Here is a 22,726-nt window from a genome sequence, read left to right on the forward strand (position 1 = left end):
ATTTCATCATTATATATTTAAATTATAGCAAAACATTATTTAAATAGATTAATATAGTTCATTTTGTAGCAAAATTAATAGAAAACATCTACTGTAAATGCAATTTTTGAATAATTGTAAATTCAGTGAAAAACATTAAAAAAGAGGCTGAATCACTATTTATTTGGCAGCCTCTTTAATTAATTTATATTAACTTTTTAATTAATGGTAATTATTATTCTGACTTAGCCCACAGATTACAATATAACCTCTCTATTTGTCCTTTTGAATTTTTCAATCTTTCTAAAGATTTCTTATCGCCTGATAGATAATCTAACATTAGTTTACCTTCATTAGAGCATAATTTATCATGTTTAGGTAATATTTCTCTTAATAAGAATAATGAATATTTTACTAATCTAAATGGACCATAAACTCTAACTGTTTCACCTGGAAGAGCTTCAACAGCCACACTATTTAAGTTTTTGATATTATTTATAATACTTTCTTGCTGTAAATTTTGAGAAAATACAATAGTATAATACCACCCAAAAAGATTTCCATTTTGACACCCATGTGAATCACTTACTCCAACAATAGGAATACTTTTCCCTTTTGATCTCTCTTCATAGTATCTAGCAACTTGCAATATATTACTATTTGCTTCACTTTTATAATATCCACCTATGAGTTCAAGAGCATCATATGGCTGATTTTCTAACATATATGATATAACAGTATCAGAAATATAATATCCTTCATTAACAAGCCAATATGGATGGCAGAATATACCAAGGCCATTTGCTTTTCTTATTTTATCAAAAACCCACAGACATGATGCACATTGATATTTTGCATCCTCGTCATGTATTTCTGGTAATCTTTCTTTTATCTTGTTTACTTCTTCATAGTATTTTTCTTTATTATTAATCATTTCTTCATTTATACTAAAATTACCGCCAAAGTTTATTATATGAACTGGGTTATTTTCTGGGTGTACTTCTTCACCAAGACATATCAAAAAATCTAAATCTAAATCTTTAAAATAGTTCTGTGCTTGAACTGAAGGTGCATACAAACCATGATCTGTTATAGCCATAAAATCTAAACCTATTTTTCTGCATGAAGCTGCTACAAATTCAGGTGATTCTTGTCCATCTGAATAATATGAATGCATATGTAAATCACCTTTATAAGGTCTTAAATCAAATAAATCTTTATGTAAAGAATATACATTAACCTTTAAGAAAGAATGATTAGAGTCCTTTTCTCTTATCTCAATAATATGTTCCTGTTCACTTTTAAAAAATTGATTTATTGAAAGTATATTATTATTAGCTTTTATAGTCCTTTTTTCTGCATACCTATATTCACCTAAAGGAGAATATCTTTCTAAAGGATAATAATAAATATCAAATTCCTTACTGTCTTTTATAAATCCTTGATTATATTTATCTTTTATAAATATGTTAGAATATTTATCTGCTAAAACTATTTTTGGCCATACTTCAAAGTTATCAATAAAGCTCATAATAGCTTTCCTCCTTAAAATAATTAATTAGTTTAATAAATTAATTATACTATAATTATATAATACTATAAGTAATATTTATATATTGACATTTAAATTTTGTTATTTTATTATTTAATTAATTTAATTAATTATATTAGGTGGAAAGTTAATGAAGCAGTATGTTGCATCTCATTTAAAAGATATGAATAGAAGAACAGTATATCAGATTTTTGAAGAAAAAGAAACACTTTCTCGAGCTGAAGTTTCCAGAATAACAGGAATTTCTGCACCAACAATATTAAAAATTACATCACATATGATGAAAAAAAATATATTATTCGAAATTGGAGAAGGTGAATCTGATTTAGGTAGGAAACCTTTACTTTTAAAATTTAATCCTGAAGCATCGTATACAATTGGAATAGATTTTCAAAATGAATATATTATTTTAGGTATAGTAGATCTAAAGGGTGAAATAAAAGGTATCAATAAAATTCAGATAAGCTCTAGTTTTATTGATATATTAAAATCAGATTTAAAATTCTATATTGAAAACTTGATAAAAGAATATAACATAGACATTTCAAAAATATTAAGTGTTGGTATTGGAATACCAGGGGTAGTAAACTCTGATGAATATATAATTAATGTCGCTCCAGCTATTGGCATAACTAAACAAGTAAATATAAGTCATGAAATAAAGTCTCTGTCAGATTACTTCAACCTACCCATTTATATAGAAAATGATGTTAATGCTGCTGCAGTTGGAGAATTTAATTTAAGAAATAAAAATTCTTATAATCATCTTGTATACCTTACTATAGGTAATGGTGTAGGTGCTGGAATAATACTAAACAAATCATTGTATAAAGGCACTAGATATGCTGCTGGTGAAGTTGGTTATATGATTTTTGATAAGAATTCGCAAACTGTTAAAGAAGACAGAGGTTGGTTAGAAAAACAAATTGATTTTAATACAGTATGTAATCTATCTGTTAATGAATCTCATAACAACCAAATACAGATAATTTTAGATCAGGTTACATCATATACAGCTTTATGTATTGCTAATATAGCTTCAGTGCTTGATATTGAAACATTTATTGTTGGCGGGGATCTTCCTAATATGTTAAAAAAACCTTTCTTTAATAAATTAGAAGAATATACTAATAAATTCTGTTTGAATAATATATTAATTGAAAGGCAAAAATCAGATTTTCCTACATTAGTTGGTGTTGCTACAATTGCTCGAATTAATTCAATTGATATTTTATTAGCAGATTAATAAAAAATTGAGGTGTTATTTTTGAACATTGATTTAATTAATAGTATAGTAGACAAACTAAAGTATAATAAAGACATTTTAAAACAATTTAATGTAACTTTAGGCTTTGATGGTTTTATTGATGTTATTTTGCGTCCAATTAAAAAAGGAAATAGCTTAAAAGTTGAAAATTATTTTTCAGAGATTAGCGAATTAGGACACTATTTATTATATCATTCAGGTAAAAGTTGTTCTATTGAGCTCAAAGAGTTTAGCTCAAAAATTGGTGGAAATACTGCAATATTTGGAAATGCATTATATGAATTGGGCACAAATGTTACTTGTATAGGTGCATTTGGATATCCAGAAATTCACCCTCAATTTTTAGAACTTGCTTCAAAATGTAACCTTGTATCAGTAGAAAACCCTGGTACAAGCTTAGCACTTGAATTTTTGGATGGTAAAGTAATGTTAGCAATGAATAATGGTATAAATAATCTTAGTTGGGATTTAATTGAGGATAGAGTTGGAACTGATAAATTAAAATCATATTATGGAAAAAGTGATCTTATTTGCCTTTTAAATTGGGGTGAATTGCCTTTTTCAACAGATATATGGAATAATCTTTATGAAAACATTTTAGCTCATATTAATAATAATAAATACATTTTTATTGATTTTTCTAATTTCAGTAGAAAGAACAAAAATCAAGTAAGAGATCTTATAAAGGTTATATCAAAGTTACACAAAAAGTTTAATGTAATCATTAGCTTAAATGAAAACGAACTTAAAGATTTATGTAATGCTTTAGATATTGATAGGAGACAATCTCTTGAAGAAATAGCAAGCAAGATTATGGATACTTTAGGAGTCTACTGCTTATTATTTCATTTTTATAAAGATTGTATGGTCTTTAGCAATAGATATTTCGTAAAGTTTGATAATTTAATTATAGAAAATCCAAGCATAACTACAGGTGGAGGAGATAATTTTAACGCTGGCTTTTGTATTGCTTTACTCTTGGGTTTAAATTTATCTGAATGCCTATTAGTAGCCTCACTCACTGCAAGTTTTTATGTAAAAAATGGTTATAGTCCGAGTTTAGATGATTTAGTAAGCTTCATACAAAATGAAATATTAATATAAGCAATTATTTAATTAAGTTAATAAATATATTTAAGAAAGGATGTTTATTATGAAAACTCCAAAGATAGTTTTTATTGGTGCTGGAAGTATGTCTTTTGGTATGTCAACTTTTAGAGATATTTTTACTGAACCAATGTTAGCTGGTGCAACTTTATCACTTGTTGATATTGATCCTGTTAATTTAGAGAGAATGTACAATTTAGCTGTAAAAATGAATGAAGTTACAGGTATGGGAATTAAAATTGAAAAAACAACAGAAAGAAGAGATGTTTTAAAAGGAGCTAACTTTGTAATCAATAGCATAGCTATTGAACGTTGCGAACTTTGGAAGCATGACTTTTTTGTTCCTAAAAAATATGGTATTAGACACTGTTTAGGAGAAAACGGTGGACCTGGAGCTTTGTTTTTTGGTATGAGAACCATCCCTGTTATTATGGACATTGTAAAAGATATGGAAGAATTGTGCCCTGATGCATACTTTTTAAACTTTTCAAATCCTGAAACAAGAATAGTATTAGCAGTTAATAAGTATTCCAAAATAAAATGCATTGGCCTTTGTCATGGAATATTTATGGCACAACACGATATTGCAAAGATATTAGGACGTCCTGCTGAAAGTATTGAAGTACTTGGTGCAGGTATGAATCACTTCCAGTGGATTTTAGAGATTAGAGATAAAGAAACTGGAGAAGATCTATATCCATTGTTTAGAGAAAAAGAAAAAACATTTGATCCAAAATTTAATCCTTATTCAAGAAGGATATTCAGATACTTTGGCTATTATCCAACACCTTCTGATGATCACCTTGGAGAGTATCAAGCTTATGGTTATGAAGCAGGAGAACATGGTTATAATTTCGAATGGGATGCACAGGAAAGAATTAGGATGGCTGAAGAGATTGCAAAAATAATATCTGGCGAATTAGATGTAAAACCTATTCTAACAAAATCAGGAGAAAAAGCAGTTGAAGTTATAACATCTATTTTCTTTAATAAAAGAAGATTTATTGAGTCAGCAATTGTATACAATGATGGCTGTATCACAAACCTACCTGATGATATTGCTGTTGAAGTACCAATTATTACAGATGCTACTGGAATTCATAAGATGCACATAGGTGAACTACCATTGGCTATTAAAAGTCTTTTAAATATGCAGGTTGGGCCCCAACAGTTGTCAGTTGAAGCAGCAGTTCAGGGATCTAAAGAGATTGCTTTACAAGCTCTATTGTGTGACCCTGTTATAAATAGTATTGATGCTGCAATAAAAACTCTTGATGAACTTTGGGAGATTAATAAAGCATATATAAGAAATTGTATATAATTGATTACTTTTAATGAAAGGCGGAAAATTTGTGGACATAAAGATTTTTGAAAGTTATCATGAACTATCAAAACAAATAGCAATAATAATTGCAAATATAGTGAAAAATAAACCAAATGCTATCCTCTGCCTGGCTGCTGGGCATACATCATTAGGAATATTTGAAGAAATGATAAAATTATCCAATGAAGGTTATGTTTCATTTGATAAATGCATCTTTGTAAGCCTTGATGAATGGGCTGGATTAGGCAAAGGTGATGATGGCAGTTGTATTGACTTTATGTATAATAATCTTTTTATACCGTTGAAAATTAACAATGAAAATATTGTCTTTTATGATGGTAAAGCAAATCTTCAAAATGAATGCAACAAGATTGATAGCTATTTAAAAGATAACGGCCCTATCGATTTTATGCTCTTAGGATTAGGAATGAATGGGCATATTGGATTAAATGAGCCGGGTGTTTCATTTGATAAATATTCTCATATTGTCGAATTAGACAACACAACTAAAATTGTTGGACAGAAATATTTCAATAAAGAAACTACTCTGTCTTATGGTATAACAATGGGTTTTCTTCATATTAAAGAAGCAAAACAAGTTATTTTAGCAGTTAGCTCAAAAAATAAGGCTGAAATTGTAAAGAAGCTTTTAGATTCGGAACCTAATTTCCTCCTCCCTGCTAGCTATTTAAAAAATCTATCTAACTGCTCTTTGTATCTTGATAAAGATGCTGCAATGTTAATTTAATTATCCCTCAGGCTGGTTCCAAAATGGATCCAGTCTTTTTTGTTAAAATATTTTATAAATTACTTAACTAAATGATATAATTAACTTTAATACTTGCAAAAAGTTGAGGGGGCATTTGCTTTGCCTGAAATTGTTAAAGAAGATTTATTCTTATTAAATGATTTTCCTTTTTCACTTTATGAATTATATCCAGAAAATAGCGATGTACCTAACTATCATTTTCATGATTACTTTGAGATAAATTATATAAAATCAGGTCATGGACTTTATTATATTAAAGATAAAAAATACTTTATTTTACCAGGTGATATTTTTATCATAAATAGTTCTGACCCTCATTTCGCATGGAGTGCAGGAGATTTAAATATACTTGCGTTGGTATTCCCTTCATCATTTATATGGGGTGGAAACCAAGATTTATATAATAATGAGTATCTGAAACCATTTTACATAAGTAGCCAAGGAGCCTTCAATAAAATTAGTTATGATGATGATATTGCAATTAAAACTGTTGAGATTATCAAGGAAATTGAAAATGAATATTATACAAAAGAAAAAGGCTATAAACCGATGATAAAAGCTTTATTGCTCCAACTCTTGTCCTATTTTATTAGATATTATAGAAAAAATAATATTAATGCTAATATTGAACTTCATAAAGAAAACTATGAAAAAATCAAGAAGGCATTAGATCATATGCAAAATAATTATAATCATCCTATTCACGTTGAACAGCTATCCAAAATATGTAACTTAAGTAAATCTCATTTTTGTTATATATTTAAAACTACAATGGGTTTAACTCCTTTGGATTATTTAACAAAGCTTAGGATACAAAAAGCTTTAGAGTTACTCGGAAATTCAAATTTGTCAGTAACAGAAATAGCATATGAGGTAGGATTTAATTCGGTAACAAGTTTTAATATTTCATTTAAAAAATGGACTGGAATAACACCTACTGAATGCAGAAAATAAAATGAGGGTGCCTCAATAGTGTGATATGCTTACCTTATAGTAGACAGCTAAAAAATGTTTAATAAGGCATGCATATCATAGATAAGTAGAACACCCTCATACATTTTATAATTATTAGTATTTTGTATTTATTTTACTATATACAGCACCAAATATAAAATAATATTAAGTTTTTAATCAGCCTTATATTCTAATCTATTTTTTTATAAACTTTAACATAGTCTACTAACATCTGCTGAGGAAAAATTGTTGTACTATCAGGATAACCAGGCCAATTACCTCCAACAGCAACATTCAATATTAAATAAAAATCTCTATCGAAAGGAGCTGGATGATCTTTATATATTCTTCCATTTTCGTCTTTTGTAAACCAATCTGTTCTGGTTAAATAGTGTACACCATCAACATACCATCTAATCTCTCCAGGTTCCCATTCTATTGAAAATATATGATAATCTTGCGAAAAATCCCCTTGTTCTAATGTATATGAACTTCCATTGTAGGTATGTGGATTCCCATAATGTATTGTTCCATATACCGTATTAGGTTCTTGCCCTAACAACTCCATAATATCTATTTCTCCACAACTTGGCCATTCACCATATTTATTCAAATCCTGTGGCATCATCCATATAGCAGGCCAAATACCTTGTGTCTTAGGTAGTTTAGCTTTTACCTCTACCTTACCATAAGTAAAATAAAATTTATCTTGTGTTGTAAGTTTACCAGAAGTATAATCATACGTTTCATTATATTTTGTATTTTCTTTTATTGCAGTAATAATTAAATTGCTATTTTCTACTTTTACATTTTCAAGCCTATCAGCATAGTATTGAAGTTCATTATTACCAAAACCACCGCCTGCATCAATTACATTCCATTTTGATCTATCTAACTCATTATCATTGAAATCATCAAAAAATATTAATTCCCATTTTTCTTGTTTATCTTTCTTATTTATCATAAGTTCATCCTCCCATTAAATTAATAGTAAATGTTTTAATAATTTACTTCATTATTTAATTTTTTATAAACATTATAGCTTCTTTCTGCGCACTCTGATATTTTTATTGGATGAAAACCAGGAATTTCTGAATACAATGTATCATTTAGTGGAGAAATCCAGTATTCAGGTATGTTTGATGCACCAACCATTGCTCCCATTATTGATCCTACGGTTGCACCATTACAATCTGTATCCCATCCTCCAAGAACAGCAGTGGTGACAGCTTTTTCAAAATCACCATCTCCAAATATTATAGCAGCAACGCATAAAGCAGCATTATTAATAGTGTGTACACAATGATAATGATTAAAGTTATCCCAAATTGAACTAACAAGTTCTTCTTGGTCCTTGGCCTTCTGAGCAATTTGCATTGCCTTTTTAATATCTCTCGATAATCTGCAATCATTAGGAATTTCACTCAAACCTATTTCCACAAGTTTAATTGGGTCTTTTTCAACAAAAGCAGCAGCAATAATTGCACTTATAAACATTGCACCATAAATACCATTTTTAACATGAGAAAATGAAGCATCTCTCCATGCAAGTTCGGCAGCTAATTCTGGATTTCCTGCTGCAGCATATGCATAAGCATCTACTCTTATTTGGGCTCCAATCCATTCTCTATATGGATTTAAATGTGTTCTTACCCATTCTATTTTCTTTTGCCAATCAGCAGGCTTTTCCCATTCGAGGTAACTAGTTACACTGCAAAAATTATAATAAGCCTGTGTTTCAGCAGTGCAAACACTTCCGTATGGTAGTTTTCGGTGCCAGTATTTACCTAAATCCCATGTGTCCCAGTTCAACCCTTTTTCTTCTAATAACGAGAGTCCAAGAACTGTATATCTTATATCATCATCAGTTTCCATAAATTTTATGTTTTCTCTTAGGCTTAACTTATTCCATATTGCCAATTTCAAACCATATTCATCTTGGGCTTTTGAATATGATGGAGTATAACCTTTTATTGGCCATGCATCAGCACCTTTAAACCAAAGCATAACATTTTTCCAACCAGGATTTTTTGAATTCCCCTCCATAAAATCCATTGCTTCTAAAGGTTTCCCTAATGCACATCCTACACATCTTCCAAGCCATGCACCATAGAATTTATTTTTAAGACTCCCATCATCATCTAATATTTCCAATCTTCTAGGTCCATTTGGCCTTAAGCTTTTTATAGTTTCAATGTCAGAAGGCTCAAAAAAAGAATTATCAATTTTTTTTGCATTTTTGAGCTCATCATATATTTTCATAAGGTCTTGTTCATTCTCTTCACAAGTATTCATGAGCTTTTCTTCAATACCTGTTACATCATATCCTTCTTCCTTTTTTTGTATAATTTCATATTTTAGAAGTTCCCTTAAAGATACCCAACCTGCCATAGTTAATCCTCCTATAAATTTTTAAACTTTTATTCTAATTAATTATATAATTGCCTTAATTTATTAAAATTGTTTTTGATTATTTATAGCTATTTAAAAACTCATAAACTTTCTCCAATGTTGGCATTGCAGTTTGAGCTCCTATGGCTGTTGTTGATAAAGCACCTACTGCATTAGCAAATCTTACACAATCAAATAAATTATCTGTTCCATTTGCTAAAGCATATGCAAAACCTGCATTAAATGAGTCACCTGCTGCTGTAGTATCTATTGGTTTTACTTTAAAAGCAGGTATATGTTCAAAAATGTTTTCACCAATAATGAAGGAACCCTTTTCCCCTGCTTTAGCAATAACAATGTTTGCACCTTTTTCAATCAATTTCTGCCCTGCTGTATAATAATCTTCAGGCCTTATTAATATAGGTGTTTGTGCTAAAGTTGCAAGTTCTACTTCATTAGGTGTAATATAGTCAACATAACTCAAAATTTCATCACGCCACACTACAGCAGGTGCTGGATCAAGAATAATAGTCTTCTCCAATTGTTTTAATTTTTTTATAGTATATAAAGTAGTACCTAACGGTATTTCCATTTGAAATAGGAATATATCACATTCAGTTATTTTATTCCATATTTTGTCTATATACTCTTCATTAACCATTTGATTTGCTCCAGGGTATACATATATCATATTATTACCTCCTGAAACAACAGTTACCACTGCTATCCCCGGATAGATATCTTCTAATATCTCTACAGTATCACATTTTATATTGTATTTTTTTAGCACTTCTAAATATTCTGGTCCATAAAAAAGACTACCTAATCTACCTACCATTCTGACATCAGCACCAAGTTTACCAAGTGCAACTGCCTGATTAGCTCCCTTACCACCGCCAACAAAAACATCAAATGTTTTGCTAAATATGGTTTCCCCAATCTTAGGAAGCCCTTCAATAGATGTAACAATATCAATATTTAAACTTCCTATAACACATATTTTCTTCATTTACTGATGAACCTCCATATATGTTACATTTTATAAATTTAACTGATTTATATTATCAAAACTATCAATAAATTCCAGAACAAAAAGGGCTATCCACTAAATGTGTCAGCCCTTTTTATTATTAGTCAGATATTAATGTCATTATGGAATGCGATGGAATTTTACTTTCAAAAAGATTATTGTCAAGCTCAAGTTCAAAATCAATATCTTGTTCTGTTCTATTTAAAATAACAATTACCCTTTTCCCATCATTTCTTTCGCATGCGAATATTTCTAATCTATCATCGTTGCAATTTGATGCCACCCTTACTGAACCAGGCTCAATAAATTTGCTAAAATGTCCTAAATAATAATATGCATTTTGATAAAATAAATCTTTTGCCTCAGTATCAACCAAAATAGGAGCATCACAGAAGTTGCCTACGTGATTAGGCCCTCCTTGCATATCTAATACAATGTTCCAGTCAATAAACCCAATTGTGTAATTATTGAGATCTCCAATAATATCATGTGCATATCTTTCTCCTAATGCCCATGAACCTGGTTTTGCTCCACCTTCTTGACATCCTTCAGTAAATAATAGATTTACATTTGGGAATTCTTCTTTTATTCTTGTAAGGTCTTCAAAATGGTCTCCACCATACCAGTGAAATGCTACACCTTCAACATATTTTGCTGCCTCTTTATCAGAAAGTATTGTTTTGGCTCTTTCATAAACTAAATCTCTATTGTGATCCCATACATATATTTTTATATCACCTAAACCGTTTTCATGTAATGTAGGGCCTAAGTAATTTTTTACAAAATCTCTTTCTTCTTCAGCAGTATAGATACATGACTCCCAAACTTGGACTGCCATAGGTTCATTTTGAACTGTTACTGCCCATACATCTATACCCTGTTCTTTATATGCCTTTATAAACTTACAAATAAACTCAGCCCAAGTTTTTTGATATTCTTCTTTTAGTTTTCCACCATGTGCCATTTCGCCATTTGTTTTCATCCAAGCAGGTGGTGACCAAGGAGATGCCAATATATGAAGCTTATTGTTATAAGATAAAGCCTTCTTTACATAAGGAATAATATTTTTTATATCTCTATCAATATTAAAATGCTTTAACTCAACATCTCCTTCAACATCATCACAGCTATATGAACTTACTGAAAAATCACAGCTATTGATGTGAATACGTGTAAGGTTATAACCTATACCATGCTCTCTATCAAAATACTTCTTAAATATTTCATCTTGCTTTTCTTCTGGTAGTAGTGAGATATTGTAGCAAGCTGCTTCAGTTAATGCTCCTCCAAAGCCAATTATTTCTTGATATCTTTTATTGGTATCTACTATTATTTTTGTTGAGTTACTATTCTTAGTATGTTTGTTATCTAATGAACCTTTGAATGTAAGCCTATCATTTGAATTTTTTGATGTTAGATAATAATTTAGTTTTGTAGTAGTCATTTGCTATTCTCCTTTCTTTATTTGGTGCCAGGAAGAACCGTCCCCATTGGCATAATTTTTTATTCACCAGTGATACCTGATTTTTCAATGCTCTCAACAAACTGTTTTTGTAAAACAAGATACATTATTAATAAAGGAAGTATAGTAATAAATGTACCTGCCATTCGTATACCTTCATTAATCCTATTTTCAGTGCTTCCATCCTCTGTAGGATACATGCTTTGATATTGACTTACAAAGTCTCTTAGCTTTAATGGTAGAGTTCTAATCTTATCTCCAAAGAATAAACCAGAGATATATGTTTCATTCCAATACCAAACAAAAGAAAATATAAAGGCAACAACAATAGCTGGCACTGCAGTTGGTAGTGCTATTCTGAAGAAAATCTGGAGACTTCCTGCTCCATCAATTTCTGCTGCTTCATCAAAAGCTTTAGGCATCATTTTGAAGAAATTGTAAAACATCAATACAAAAATAGAGCTTTTAATACCTTGTCCTGCAATTGCAGGAAGAAAAGATGCAAGCGGTGTTCCTACAATTTTAAGCCTATCAAAAAGCATATATTTAGGTATTACTGTTACCTGTGCTGGTATCAAAAATGTTGCGACAACCAAAAATAACCATAATTTTTTAAGCGGGAATTCAAATCTTGCAAGTCCATATCCTACAAGTGCTGTAGCAACTGTTTGTAAAATAGCAGGCAGCCCAGCCATAAAAATACTCTGAAATAAAGCTTTATTTGCATCTAATACTTTCCAAGCAATTTCATAATTATCAAGGTAAATTGATCTTGGAATCCATGAAACAATAGGACTTACAAGGTCATCAATACTCATTAAACTTGATGAAATCATAAAAAATAATGGATATAGATATGCATACCCAATTCCTATGAGCAATGCATAAATTATAGTTTTTGAAAGAATATTTACATAATGTTTTCTAGTGTAGGCAATTGTTTTTTCTAAGTTTACATTTTTCATCTATTTAATGTCCTCCTTGGCTCTCTTTCTCTTAAAAGAAAGAATGTAACCCCTATTATAGCTAAAACAGCTATAAAGTATATCCATGAAAGTGATGCCGAATAGCTATAAACCTTATCAATATCAAACATATGATTAGTTATACTTGTATTAATTACATTATTAGGGAAAGATGCTAAATCTACAATTGTATATACTGCATTAACTAAGATAAATGGTTTTATTATTGGGAGAGTAATCTTCCAAAATGTAACCCAACTATTTGCTCCATCTATACTTGCTGCCTCATATATATCATTGCTTATTTTTTGTAGACCCGCTAAGAAAAATAATATTTGAACACCTGAAAACCATAATATAAGTACTAAGTTATCAAAGATATATAAAAAAGGAGTATTAATACTTTTTGGCAATGTCGCAATAAATTTGTATATAAAATATCTGCTTGGATCTACTATCTTTGAAGCATTATTGCTCATAAGTTCTGATACAACAGGTCCACTTATTATTATTACAGGTAAAAAGAAAATGGCTCTAAAGATACCTCTTGCTTTGAAGTTTTTATTTAAAATAATTGAAATAATTAATGAAAAAATCACTACAAGAGGTACTGATAGTACTATATTTATAATGCTACTTGTAAAATTAAGTGGAAATTCTGTATCAACTTGAAAAGCGTATTTATAATACTGAAGACCTACAAATTTAGTTTGAATTCCATCAATATTAAAGTTTATATTATTAAGACTTAAATATATAGAAAATACAAATGGAAATACTGTAAATACTAAAAAACCTATAATCCAGGGTAGTATAAACAAATAACCCCAAAAAATATTACGACCTGCTATTGTTAACTTTCCATTATTAAAATATTTCTTTCTTTTCATTGTTTATCTACTCCTTCTTTTACAAGTCGCCAACCTTTTGCAGGGACAATTAAGTTTTTATATTTAAATGCTTTTTGAGTATAATTAACTATAATTGAATAGCCGTTCTTGTAGTCTACCTTCACAATTCCTTGCTCTAATACATTTCTGTCTACAATTTCTTGATTTTTTACAGGTTTTAAAGCCTTATTTATTTCATTGTATGTTTCTACAATTTGGTTATACCAATTTGAAAACTTTGTAGAATAAATCTCATTAAGTGCTGTATCTTTAAGTTCAAAATTATCAATTCCAGATACTATAAATGATGGGTATGCCCCATATTCAATTGCTTTTAAAATATCCTCCCTCGCATAAAAACTTAAATTGATGTATGGTGTAAAATAGTCAATATATCCTTTTAATGTTAATTGAAGAAATGGTACAGTGTCTGTCTCAAAAAGATATTGACTGTTAACCATAGGAGCATCAAAAATTTTATCTGTATATTTCCACACATACTCATTAGCTTTGTACATAGCTATATTATTTAAAGTTTTTTTAGCTTTCGAGAGAGTTGCTGTAAGTAACTCAACAGCTTTATTTCTTGTTATTTCAAATCCTCTTTTATTTTCACTATACAATCTATATCCATAGTCTTTTAATGCAATGTTCATAATTGAATCTTTTTTATAGAGTGCTAACCTGTCTGACAAATACTTTGAAACAAGTCCAATATTCATAAAATAGGTTCTATAAAACCATAGGTTTTTATTGTCCCTTTCTTCATAGATTAATGCTTGAGATAGATTTATTCCGCCTTCTTTTTTTAGGTTAATTTGCTTCTCATTCAAAGTAACAAAATTTTCAGTAAAGAATAAATTACCACCTATCATAGATAACTGTCTTTGCAATTCAAGTAGATCTTCTTTGGTACCTATCTTCTTTTCAAAACTATAATTTGATGGCTGTTGCCCATTTATTCCTCCACTTTGCCAACCTAATAAGGACATATCAATATTTTTTATGCCTTTTTTATTTAGTGAATTCACTATGTTTTTCATTTCTTTTGTTGTTGTAATTGGAATTACTGAATCAAAAATAAAACCTTTCTTGATATCCGCAGCTATTGTTTCTATATGGATTGGAATATCAGAATTATTATCTTTCTTTTTATTAAGCACACCTTTATCAATTAAAATCTTCCTATATAATTTTGACATTCCAACGTAATTAGCATCATTACCAGTTAGGAAATAATAGGTAATTTGAGCATCAAATTTATTTCTGTTTTTTTGGGCAACTTGAATACCAGAACCGCTTTTACTTGTTGGTTGCATGTATTTTTGCCTATATATAAACTTATTTGAAACCCAATTGTAGTTAGTCATAAGTCCACTTGGATAAGCAACAATTGAACTATATTCAGCACCACTTTGTATATATGCGAAAACACCATGGTTATTTGCACCATGAACAACGCCAAATACAGGCATAACAACATTGGGTTCTTCTACGATAAAGTCGTTAGGTCTGTTGGATTTTAAGTCATTTACTGCGAAAAGATTATCTATGCCATAATCCTTTCCATATATTCTTTTTTCAAAGTTTGTAAGATAATGGGCTGGTTTTGAAAATCTTATTAAGGCTCCACAACCATCAGGTACAAACATATATCCCTCAATTTCTTCCATTCTTGTTGATCCTAAAAAAGGAAAGAAATAGATAGATGCTAATTTGTATTCATCACCTTCTTTTATGTGGCTGTTTAAAACTTTAAATGTAATTGAGTTATTATTAAGTGACATTTCAAAATCAAGCTGTATATCTTGACTTTTAAAATTTACATGATATATAAGTTTATTCTTTTCGATTTTATATTCTTTGTCTACGCTTCTTGGGGCAATACTTTTGGTTTTTAATAAACCATTATAATCAAAGTATTCAATTGTGAGAAGAGAATTGCCCACACCTGCCCATGTGGTATTCATATCTTCTGGTTTCTCTTCTTTTAAACCACCCCATATATATCCAGACCTTTTATCAACAATTCGTATAGAAGCATTATCTTCCTTATGCCACACCTCAAGCACATTGTTTTCTAAAATCTTTTTATATCCTTTTAAATCCAGCCTATTCTTTATATTTACCTTTTTATCTTGCTGGGTATATCTATTTGATATAAAGTTTTCAAAACCAATATTTTTCGCTGAAATATTGGCAAATATAGAGTACTGAAAAATAGTTGAAAACAATGATATTAATAATATTAAAGAAATTACTTTCTTTTTAGTAAACACGATAAATCACCTCTTTGAATATGCTGTAGACAAAACCGATAACTTGATCCCACAGCATATATATAATGGAACCTGTTATAACAATTACAACAATCCAGAATAACGATAATAATATTGTTTTTATTGTGTTTCTTATGTTGTAATCGTGAATCTCTTTTGTTGCTATAAACATTATTATCCCGCTCCATACAACAAAAATCTGGCTTGAAAAATTGATAATAAATTGTTCATTTATAGTCAATACATAAGTTAATAAAACAACAAATGGCTGAAATAGAATATATGGAGCAAGTGAATAAGCAGTAGATATATAAATATGCTTTAACTTACCTTCGCCATCATTAATTGAACTTACAAGATAATTTGAAAATACCCACAAAGTAAGTGGTAATGTTGTAAGTATTAAAATATATGATGGTGTTTTTTGCTTTATATCGCTGCTAAATATAAAACCTCTAAAAGCATAATCTAACGCAAACACAATAATAAATAAAATATAAATTATACTTGCTGAAATAATTGATGTTTTTTCACCTTTTTTTATGTAGTAAAAACTATCAATAGGATGCTTAATAAGATTTTTTAAGTATAAAAGATCATCAATTACCTTTGCTTTCTTCAATCTTTCTCTAAGTACAAATTTTCTTTTTATTACGCCTTTAAACAATAAAATCTTATAAATCTTTATTAGTAAGTAAAGGCATATTAATACCAAAACAATAACTAACATATTTCTCTGTAAGAAATTATTTCTAAGTTCCCAGTATGCTTCTGAATATTCTTTTCTATTACCAGCAATTTTGAAATGGAATGCTGCTAATTCATAGTTCCCTTCTTGAAAATAAGCTTTACCAAGACCATTATGTGCTACCTTAGATACGCTATTTAGCCTCAATACTTCTTCCCATAATTTTTTGCTTTCTTTATATTTCCCTTGTAAAAATAGGCTTAAAGCTGAGTGTATCAAGTTAGCATACTGTGTCGGATAATAAACATGAACTATTCCTCTTTCTTTGTCAAGTACAAAGACATTATCATTTTCATCTACTGCAATTCCTGATGCAACAGTTATAAGCCCATTTCTCTCTGTTGCAATAGCTCTCCCTCCAAAAGAGAAAAGCAAAGAACCATTTTCATCATATTCATAAATTAGTCCAGTCTCTGTAATGGTATATATCTGCCCATATCTTCCTACATCAATATCAACAAAATTTTCTTCATCGGCCATTTCATTTGATTTTGATAAATAAAGTATATTATTGCCTAATGTATTATGCTTTTTTACACTATTCCCTTTTTCTTGCTGAGTAATTGTATAAATCAATCCTTTTTTATCAATTGTAATATTATAATATGGTCTTGGAATACGATAAAAAAGTTGGCTTTTCTGCTGTTCTGTAAAAAATAAATCCTGTAATACTTGAATAAATGATATAGCTACTTTGTTTGCACCAAAATATCCTAAAAATTCTCCAGTTCTATTTAACTGAATAATTCCATCAAATGAACCTTCACTTACAATATAAATATTACCTCTTTTATCAGATGCCACTTTCCTTGGTTTAAAGCTATTATACTTACCAAATAGTATTGATTCAGGTCTTTTGAACTCATTTATCTTTATTCCATTTTTATCAAAAATAAATACCTTTTCTAGCCCATAATCAGCTACATAGATATCTTCTTTTTCGTTTACAAATACTCCTGTTGGAGATTTTAGTATGCCTTGCCCAATTGTTTTTATTGCTCCATTTGATCTATCATATATTACAATTCTGCTGTTTCCTGTATCAGCAATATACAATTTATCATTTCTTATACAGATATCTTCTGGTTTATTAAGATCATAACTTTGAAATAATATCCCACTTACTAAATATGCATCCTGTGTTCTTATCCACTCATTTTCAGTTGACAATGTGTAAGTTTGAGTAGTTGAATTATTGGCATATGTAATAAGTGGTAAAACAAGTCCAATTATTAACATGAATATACTAAAAATTTTAATTATCTTACTAAGCTTATTCTTTTTATTCATTTTGCACCACCAATAAATATTATTTAATTCCTGAGTATGCCATTGTATTCATTACTCTTGATTGCATAATAATGAACAATACAAGATTTGGGATAAATAATATTAAGGACGCTGCCGCAGCCATACCCTGACCTGCAACTGTGTTACCTGTACTTGATGTAAGTGTAGTCATATAAAAAGCAAAAGTTTTTAGGTTATCATTATTTAAATATAATGTTGAAGCTTCTGTACTATTCCAAGCCATTTGGAATGCGAGAATACCAACAGTTGAAAGTGCTGGCTTAACCATGGGGATAATAACATTTTTTACTATCTGAAAATCATTTGCCCCATCAATCCAGGCTGCGTCAATCATAGCATTTGGAATTTGATCAATAAACTGCTTAACCAAAAATACACCTACTGGCATAGCTACAATTGGAAGAACATTAACAAGCATATTATCAATAAGTCCAACTTTATCTATTATTAAATATCTTGGTATAGTAACTGCAGTTGGTACAAACATTAAAGCTAAGTTATTTAATGAAAATATAAGATTTTTCCCATTAAAATCCTTTTTCGAAAGTACATAACCAGCAAAGACCGAAACCCATATTGTAAAAAATATTACTAATGCTGTAGAAACAATACTGTTTAGTAAATATCTGCTTAAAGGTATTGCTGAACTTTTTGTGGCTGCAAATAGCTCTATAAAATTGTCTAATGATGGTTTCCTAACAAAAAATCTTGGTGGATATAAAAACAATTCATCCAAAGGCTTTAATGCATGTGAAATAATAAATATAATTGGAAGTATCATAAATAAAGATATTGGTGTTAATATTACGTAAAACTTAATCTGACTTCTATGAAAATGCCTTGGATTAGTTCCGGTAGTAAATCTTGCCATTATTATCCCTCCTAATCATCTCTAAATAGCTTCCATGCAACTTTTGAAGCTAAATAGATTATCAATAATAATACAGTTGATACAGCAGCAGCATAACCCATCTCATATCTTATGAAACCGAAATCCTCTATATGGTTTGTAATTAACTGTCCAGCATATTGTGGAGTAGGATTTGAGCCTGTCAAAGCAACACCAATACCACTTGAATTAAATGTATTTACTAAAGACATTACTGCTCCAAAAAGCATTTGTGGTTTCATTGATGGTATTGTTATATAAATTATCTCTTGGACCCTATTTCTAATACCATCAATGTATGCTGCCTCATATAGTTCGTCGCTAATATTTAATATACCAGCAAGCATAGCCAAAAAGCCAACACCCATACTACTCCAAAGTGAAATTATTATCATTATTGTCATTAAGTAGTCAGGTGATTGGAGCCATTGAATTGGTTTTTCAATCAAATTCATTCTCATCAATAAACTATTCAAGTATCCGTTTTGATCTCCATTAAACAAAACACTCCATACAACAGCCATTGTTACACCTGATGTAAGAGATGGTGAATATATAATTAAAGCAAATATTGTTCTTGGTACTCTTGTAAGCTGTGCCAATAACCAAGCTAAAATAAATGAAAGAATATACCCTCCAGGGCCAACAATCAAAGCATATTTAATTGTATTTGGCAAAACCTTTTGCATAAAAACATCATCACGAGTAAGTAATGTAATATAATTCTGTATGTTAATAAATTTAGGTGTTTGGACAGTATTAAAATAAGTAAATGAAAGCCCTATTGCAATGAATACAGGCATTGCAATAAATAGAAAAAAAAGAATTAAATAAGGAGATAACATTATCCAATGAGAAAATCTATTAGCTAAGTCATTAACTTTTTTCAATTTTTATTCACCCCAATTTTTCAACTCATCAATTGAGTATATAGTATATGGCTTTATAACTTTTCCATTTTTAATATAACCAAATTCTGTTAATTTTCTTTCAAGTTCTCTGTTTATTATTATGCTTGATTTATCAATGGCAGTTCTTAGGTTATCACCATTTATAACCACATTGTTCCATATGTTGCTTATTTCTCTTTCTGACATATATCCCCCTGGATGCCTTGGTATTTCTTTTGTCCATTTCCATTGTTCCAATATAACATTTTTATGTTTATTATCAATCAAATATAACTCTTTAAAAGCATTCAAATTAGCAGTGTTCCAAAGATATAACGGTCCATACCTTGTTATAAGCATATTTGCATACTTAACTTGGGTATCTTTAGATAACCACCATTTTAAGAATTCCCAAGCTTCCTTCTTTTTATTTGATGTATTAAATACAACATCTGACCTATCACTCGCAACTTGATATCTAACAATTTGACCATTTGAGTTTTTTACCCCAGGAGAAGGAGCTATATCCCAAAGGCCAGAAAGCTCACTTGCTGCATTCATTAATGTAATATAAGTTGCGAAATTAGATACACCTATAGGAATTTTGCCATATCTAAAGTCGTTATAAAAATTAGCAACCTGTTCAGGAATACCATATATTGTAAATAATTCAGTCATTAATTCAAAGCCTTTTACTGAATTCTGAGTGTTTATTGCTGTTTTTAATCCATCTTTTGTATATAGCTGCCCTCCAGTCTGGAATATATATGGTGCAGTTGTATAAAAATATTTTGTAGCACTTGAACATAGAGGTAAATAGAAATTCATACCATACCTCTGTAGTTCAGGTAATATTTCTTTTACATCTTCCCATGTATTAGGTACAGGAATATTCAGCTTATCTAAAATATCTTTTCTATAAAATAGAACATAAAAATCCTGAGTTTCTGTAACACCATATATCTTGTCTCCAATTAAAAATGGAACTAATGTTTCAAGATTATAATCCTTTTTGATGTATGAAAGAAAATCTTTATATTCTCTAAGATCATATGCAATCCCTCTTAATGCCAACTCAAATGGTATCCAGTTGCTAATTCCAAGTGCTATATCAGGACTCTTTTGAGCGGCATTTGCTAAAATTAGCTTCTGTTCATTTGGCATTACAGAAAGCCTTGCTTTTATTCCTGTCTTTTTTGTAAAATCAGTATCTATTAAATATTGTAGTGTTTCTACATATTGTATTGGTCTATTAACCCAAATCTTTAGTTGATTATCCTGTTTATCATTGCTATATATTCCATAAGAATCATTTTTGTTTATTAAAGAATAATATAAACGTGCAATCTCTTCATATACCGACAAAGCAAATGTAGATTTTTGCTTAGGTAATTTAGTATTCTTGAAAACATAAATTCGATCGATTGACATCGGTTGTTCTTTTAATTTATTTATTAAATCACCTAATCTTTGGGCAACTGATGATGATCCTTCACTTAGCTCATCCAGTTTGTAAGGAATTTTTTCTGGTTCAGTAGCAATTCTTCTAAGTTGATCAGAAGAAATCTTTAGATCAAGCAAAAATGGGGATTTTGCACTATCAGTCATAGTCCTTAAAAATCTATATTGATTATCAAGTAAGTCAGCCCACTTATTTAAATCACTAACTATATTAGGCATATATTCTTTTATGTCCCAAGTTCTATTAGGATCTTGGTTATTTCCAACAAGCTTTTTAATATCCATTCCTAATGCTTGGATTTTATGTGTTATATCAAGTAGTTGATTAATTAAGCCTGTTATCTTTGCAGCATCTACTTCAAGGCTTATATAGTGAGTCCCTTTATTCAAATAAATCATATAAGGATTATTTTTTGGATCACTTATAATTTTATCTGTCCATTTATAGCCTGTATATTTAAAAGGATAGTTATCAAGTTCAGCAAAGGGTACTTCTCCATCTATTTTTATATTTCTGAAAACAGCCATGCCCTTATTTATATTCTGCATATATCTAAAAGCTATATTATAATATCCATCTTGTGGAACATTAAATTCCCATATAATTGTTTGACCAGGTGTCTTAAATGTTTGACCATCAATTATGTTAATCTTTTTGGTTTTAATATTATATGGATTAACAGAAATACTCTGTTCATTTCCTAAATTAATTATCCAGTCTGATTTTGCTACATAACTCTCAGCTTCAATTATTTCTAAAGTTTTTTGCTTGTCAGGAATATTAGAAATTGTTTTTATGTATTCTTTATAATCTATCTTCTTTTCTTTTTTAACTAACTTTAATTGCTTTAAAAGAATATCTTCTCCAATGTTTTTTAATACTATTTGATGACTCCCTTTTTCCAATTTTAATGTTATAGGAAGTGCATTTATTCTTTTGTTGTCTTTCATAAAATCAGTGACAAACTGATTAATAGTTTTCTGTTCTGGTGGAATCTCATTGCCATATCTATCAACATCAAATTTTTTTGTAGAATCAACAACGTAATTATTAACATATACAATATATGTATTCTTATTATTTTCATTGAGTTCAAGTAGGCTATTATTTAGCTTATTACCTAATATTTTGTATTCATAAAAAACATAGTATTCCCCTTTATCAGCTACATTAAAGTTAAAGCTAATCTCCTGATTTTTAGTTAAATAGATAGCCCCATCTTTTTCTACATATTGGTTATTTTGAGGTTTTAAATCAACCACTTTGCTATCAGTGATATTAATTTTTGGAATATTAACCTGTGTATTTAAAAGTATTTGTTTATTAGTTTGTTTAATTTGTGACCTATATGTAGCAAAACCTAAAAAGAAGGTAACAGTAAGAAGTAAAGAAACGATAATTAATATTATTAATATTCCTTTTTTGATATCAATTTTATATTTCATTTTTTCAACCTC

At 29.4% G+C, this 22,726-nt stretch carries 17 protein-coding genes; 5 read left to right on the forward strand and 12 right to left on the reverse strand.

Features of this window, described 5'->3' with window-relative positions; translation table 11 throughout:
* Positions 1-214: 214 nt before the first annotated feature.
* Positions 215-1,510: a PHP domain-containing protein gene (locus ACAG39_10060; GenBank protein ID MEZ0537574.1), complete on the reverse strand. Its 1,296-nt coding sequence runs from the start codon at positions 1,508-1,510 to the stop codon at positions 215-217.
* 151 nt (positions 1,511-1,661) lie between these two features.
* Here ACAG39_10060 and ACAG39_10065 point away from each other — a divergent pair, with 151 nt between their 5' ends.
* The 5 genes from ACAG39_10065 to ACAG39_10085 all read left to right on the forward strand — a co-directional run bounded on the left by ACAG39_10065 (position 1,662) and on the right by ACAG39_10085 (position 6,952).
* A complete protein-coding gene (locus ACAG39_10065; GenBank protein MEZ0537575.1) occupies positions 1,662-2,777 on the forward strand; it encodes an ROK family protein in 1,116 nt (371 codons plus the stop codon).
* Positions 2,778-2,798: 21 nt separating this feature from the next.
* Positions 2,799-3,902 (forward strand): PfkB family carbohydrate kinase, encoded by a 1,104-nt coding sequence (locus tag ACAG39_10070; GenBank protein MEZ0537576.1) that lies wholly within the window; start codon positions 2,799-2,801, stop codon positions 3,900-3,902.
* A gap of 49 nt (positions 3,903-3,951) precedes the next feature.
* A complete protein-coding gene (locus ACAG39_10075) occupies positions 3,952-5,226 on the forward strand; it encodes an alpha-glucosidase/alpha-galactosidase (GenBank protein ID MEZ0537577.1) in 1,275 nt (424 codons plus the stop codon).
* Positions 5,227-5,257: 31 nt separating this feature from the next.
* Entirely contained in the window at positions 5,258-5,977 is a 720-nt protein-coding gene (locus tag ACAG39_10080) for a glucosamine-6-phosphate deaminase (GenBank protein MEZ0537578.1), read from the forward strand.
* Between the two features lie 120 nt (positions 5,978-6,097).
* Positions 6,098-6,952 carry an AraC family transcriptional regulator gene (locus tag ACAG39_10085; GenBank protein MEZ0537579.1) on the forward strand — a complete coding sequence of 285 codons (855 nt, stop codon included), beginning with the start codon at positions 6,098-6,100 and terminating at the stop codon, positions 6,950-6,952.
* A 190-nt stretch (positions 6,953-7,142) separates the two neighbouring features.
* Here ACAG39_10085 and ACAG39_10090 read toward each other — a convergent pair whose 3' ends face one another.
* The 11 genes from ACAG39_10090 to ACAG39_10140 all read right to left on the reverse strand — a co-directional run bounded on the left by ACAG39_10090 (position 7,143) and on the right by ACAG39_10140 (position 22,714).
* On the reverse strand, positions 7,143-7,916 hold the full coding sequence (locus tag ACAG39_10090) for a family 16 glycosylhydrolase (GenBank protein ID MEZ0537580.1): 774 nt from the start codon (positions 7,914-7,916) through the stop codon (positions 7,143-7,145).
* Positions 7,917-7,951: 35 nt separating this feature from the next.
* Complete coding sequence (locus tag ACAG39_10095; protein MEZ0537581.1) at positions 7,952-9,343, reverse strand: ADP-ribosylglycohydrolase family protein; 1,392 nt, start codon at positions 9,341-9,343, stop codon at positions 7,952-7,954.
* A 79-nt stretch (positions 9,344-9,422) separates the two neighbouring features.
* Positions 9,423-10,352 (reverse strand): ribokinase, encoded by a 930-nt coding sequence (gene rbsK / locus ACAG39_10100; GenBank protein ID MEZ0537582.1) that lies wholly within the window; start codon positions 10,350-10,352, stop codon positions 9,423-9,425.
* 121 nt (positions 10,353-10,473) lie between these two features.
* Positions 10,474-11,817 carry a glycoside hydrolase family 30 beta sandwich domain-containing protein gene (locus ACAG39_10105; protein MEZ0537583.1) on the reverse strand — a complete coding sequence of 448 codons (1,344 nt, stop codon included), beginning with the start codon at positions 11,815-11,817 and terminating at the stop codon, positions 10,474-10,476.
* A 59-nt stretch (positions 11,818-11,876) separates the two neighbouring features.
* Positions 11,877-12,800 (reverse strand): carbohydrate ABC transporter permease, encoded by a 924-nt coding sequence (locus ACAG39_10110; protein ID MEZ0537584.1) that lies wholly within the window; start codon positions 12,798-12,800, stop codon positions 11,877-11,879.
* The gene (locus ACAG39_10115; protein MEZ0537585.1) at positions 12,797-13,690 is read right to left on the reverse strand and encodes a carbohydrate ABC transporter permease; all 894 of its coding nucleotides are present in this window, start codon (positions 13,688-13,690) and stop codon (positions 12,797-12,799) included. Before ACAG39_10115 ends, ACAG39_10110 begins: the two co-directional genes overlap by 4 nt.
* On the reverse strand, positions 13,687-15,969 hold the full coding sequence (locus ACAG39_10120) for a DUF5696 domain-containing protein (protein ID MEZ0537586.1): 2,283 nt from the start codon (positions 15,967-15,969) through the stop codon (positions 13,687-13,689). Before ACAG39_10120 ends, ACAG39_10115 begins: the two co-directional genes overlap by 4 nt.
* Positions 15,959-18,007 (reverse strand): YIP1 family protein, encoded by a 2,049-nt coding sequence (locus ACAG39_10125; GenBank protein ID MEZ0537587.1) that lies wholly within the window; start codon positions 18,005-18,007, stop codon positions 15,959-15,961. Before ACAG39_10125 ends, ACAG39_10120 begins: the two co-directional genes overlap by 11 nt.
* 19 nt (positions 18,008-18,026) lie before the next feature.
* Positions 18,027-18,899, reverse strand: coding sequence for a carbohydrate ABC transporter permease (locus tag ACAG39_10130; GenBank protein MEZ0537588.1), 873 nt, complete (start codon positions 18,897-18,899; stop codon positions 18,027-18,029).
* Positions 18,900-18,910: 11 nt separating this feature from the next.
* On the reverse strand, positions 18,911-19,762 hold the full coding sequence (locus ACAG39_10135) for a carbohydrate ABC transporter permease (GenBank protein ID MEZ0537589.1): 852 nt from the start codon (positions 19,760-19,762) through the stop codon (positions 18,911-18,913).
* 48 nt (positions 19,763-19,810) lie between these two features.
* Positions 19,811-22,714: an extracellular solute-binding protein gene (locus ACAG39_10140; GenBank protein ID MEZ0537590.1), complete on the reverse strand. Its 2,904-nt coding sequence runs from the start codon at positions 22,712-22,714 to the stop codon at positions 19,811-19,813.
* Between the last annotated feature and the right edge of the window lie 12 nt (positions 22,715-22,726).

This window comes from Caldicellulosiruptoraceae bacterium PP1 (assembly GCA_041320695.1).
Classification (GTDB): Bacteria; Bacillota; Thermoanaerobacteria; order Caldicellulosiruptorales; family Caldicellulosiruptoraceae; genus JBGGOQ01.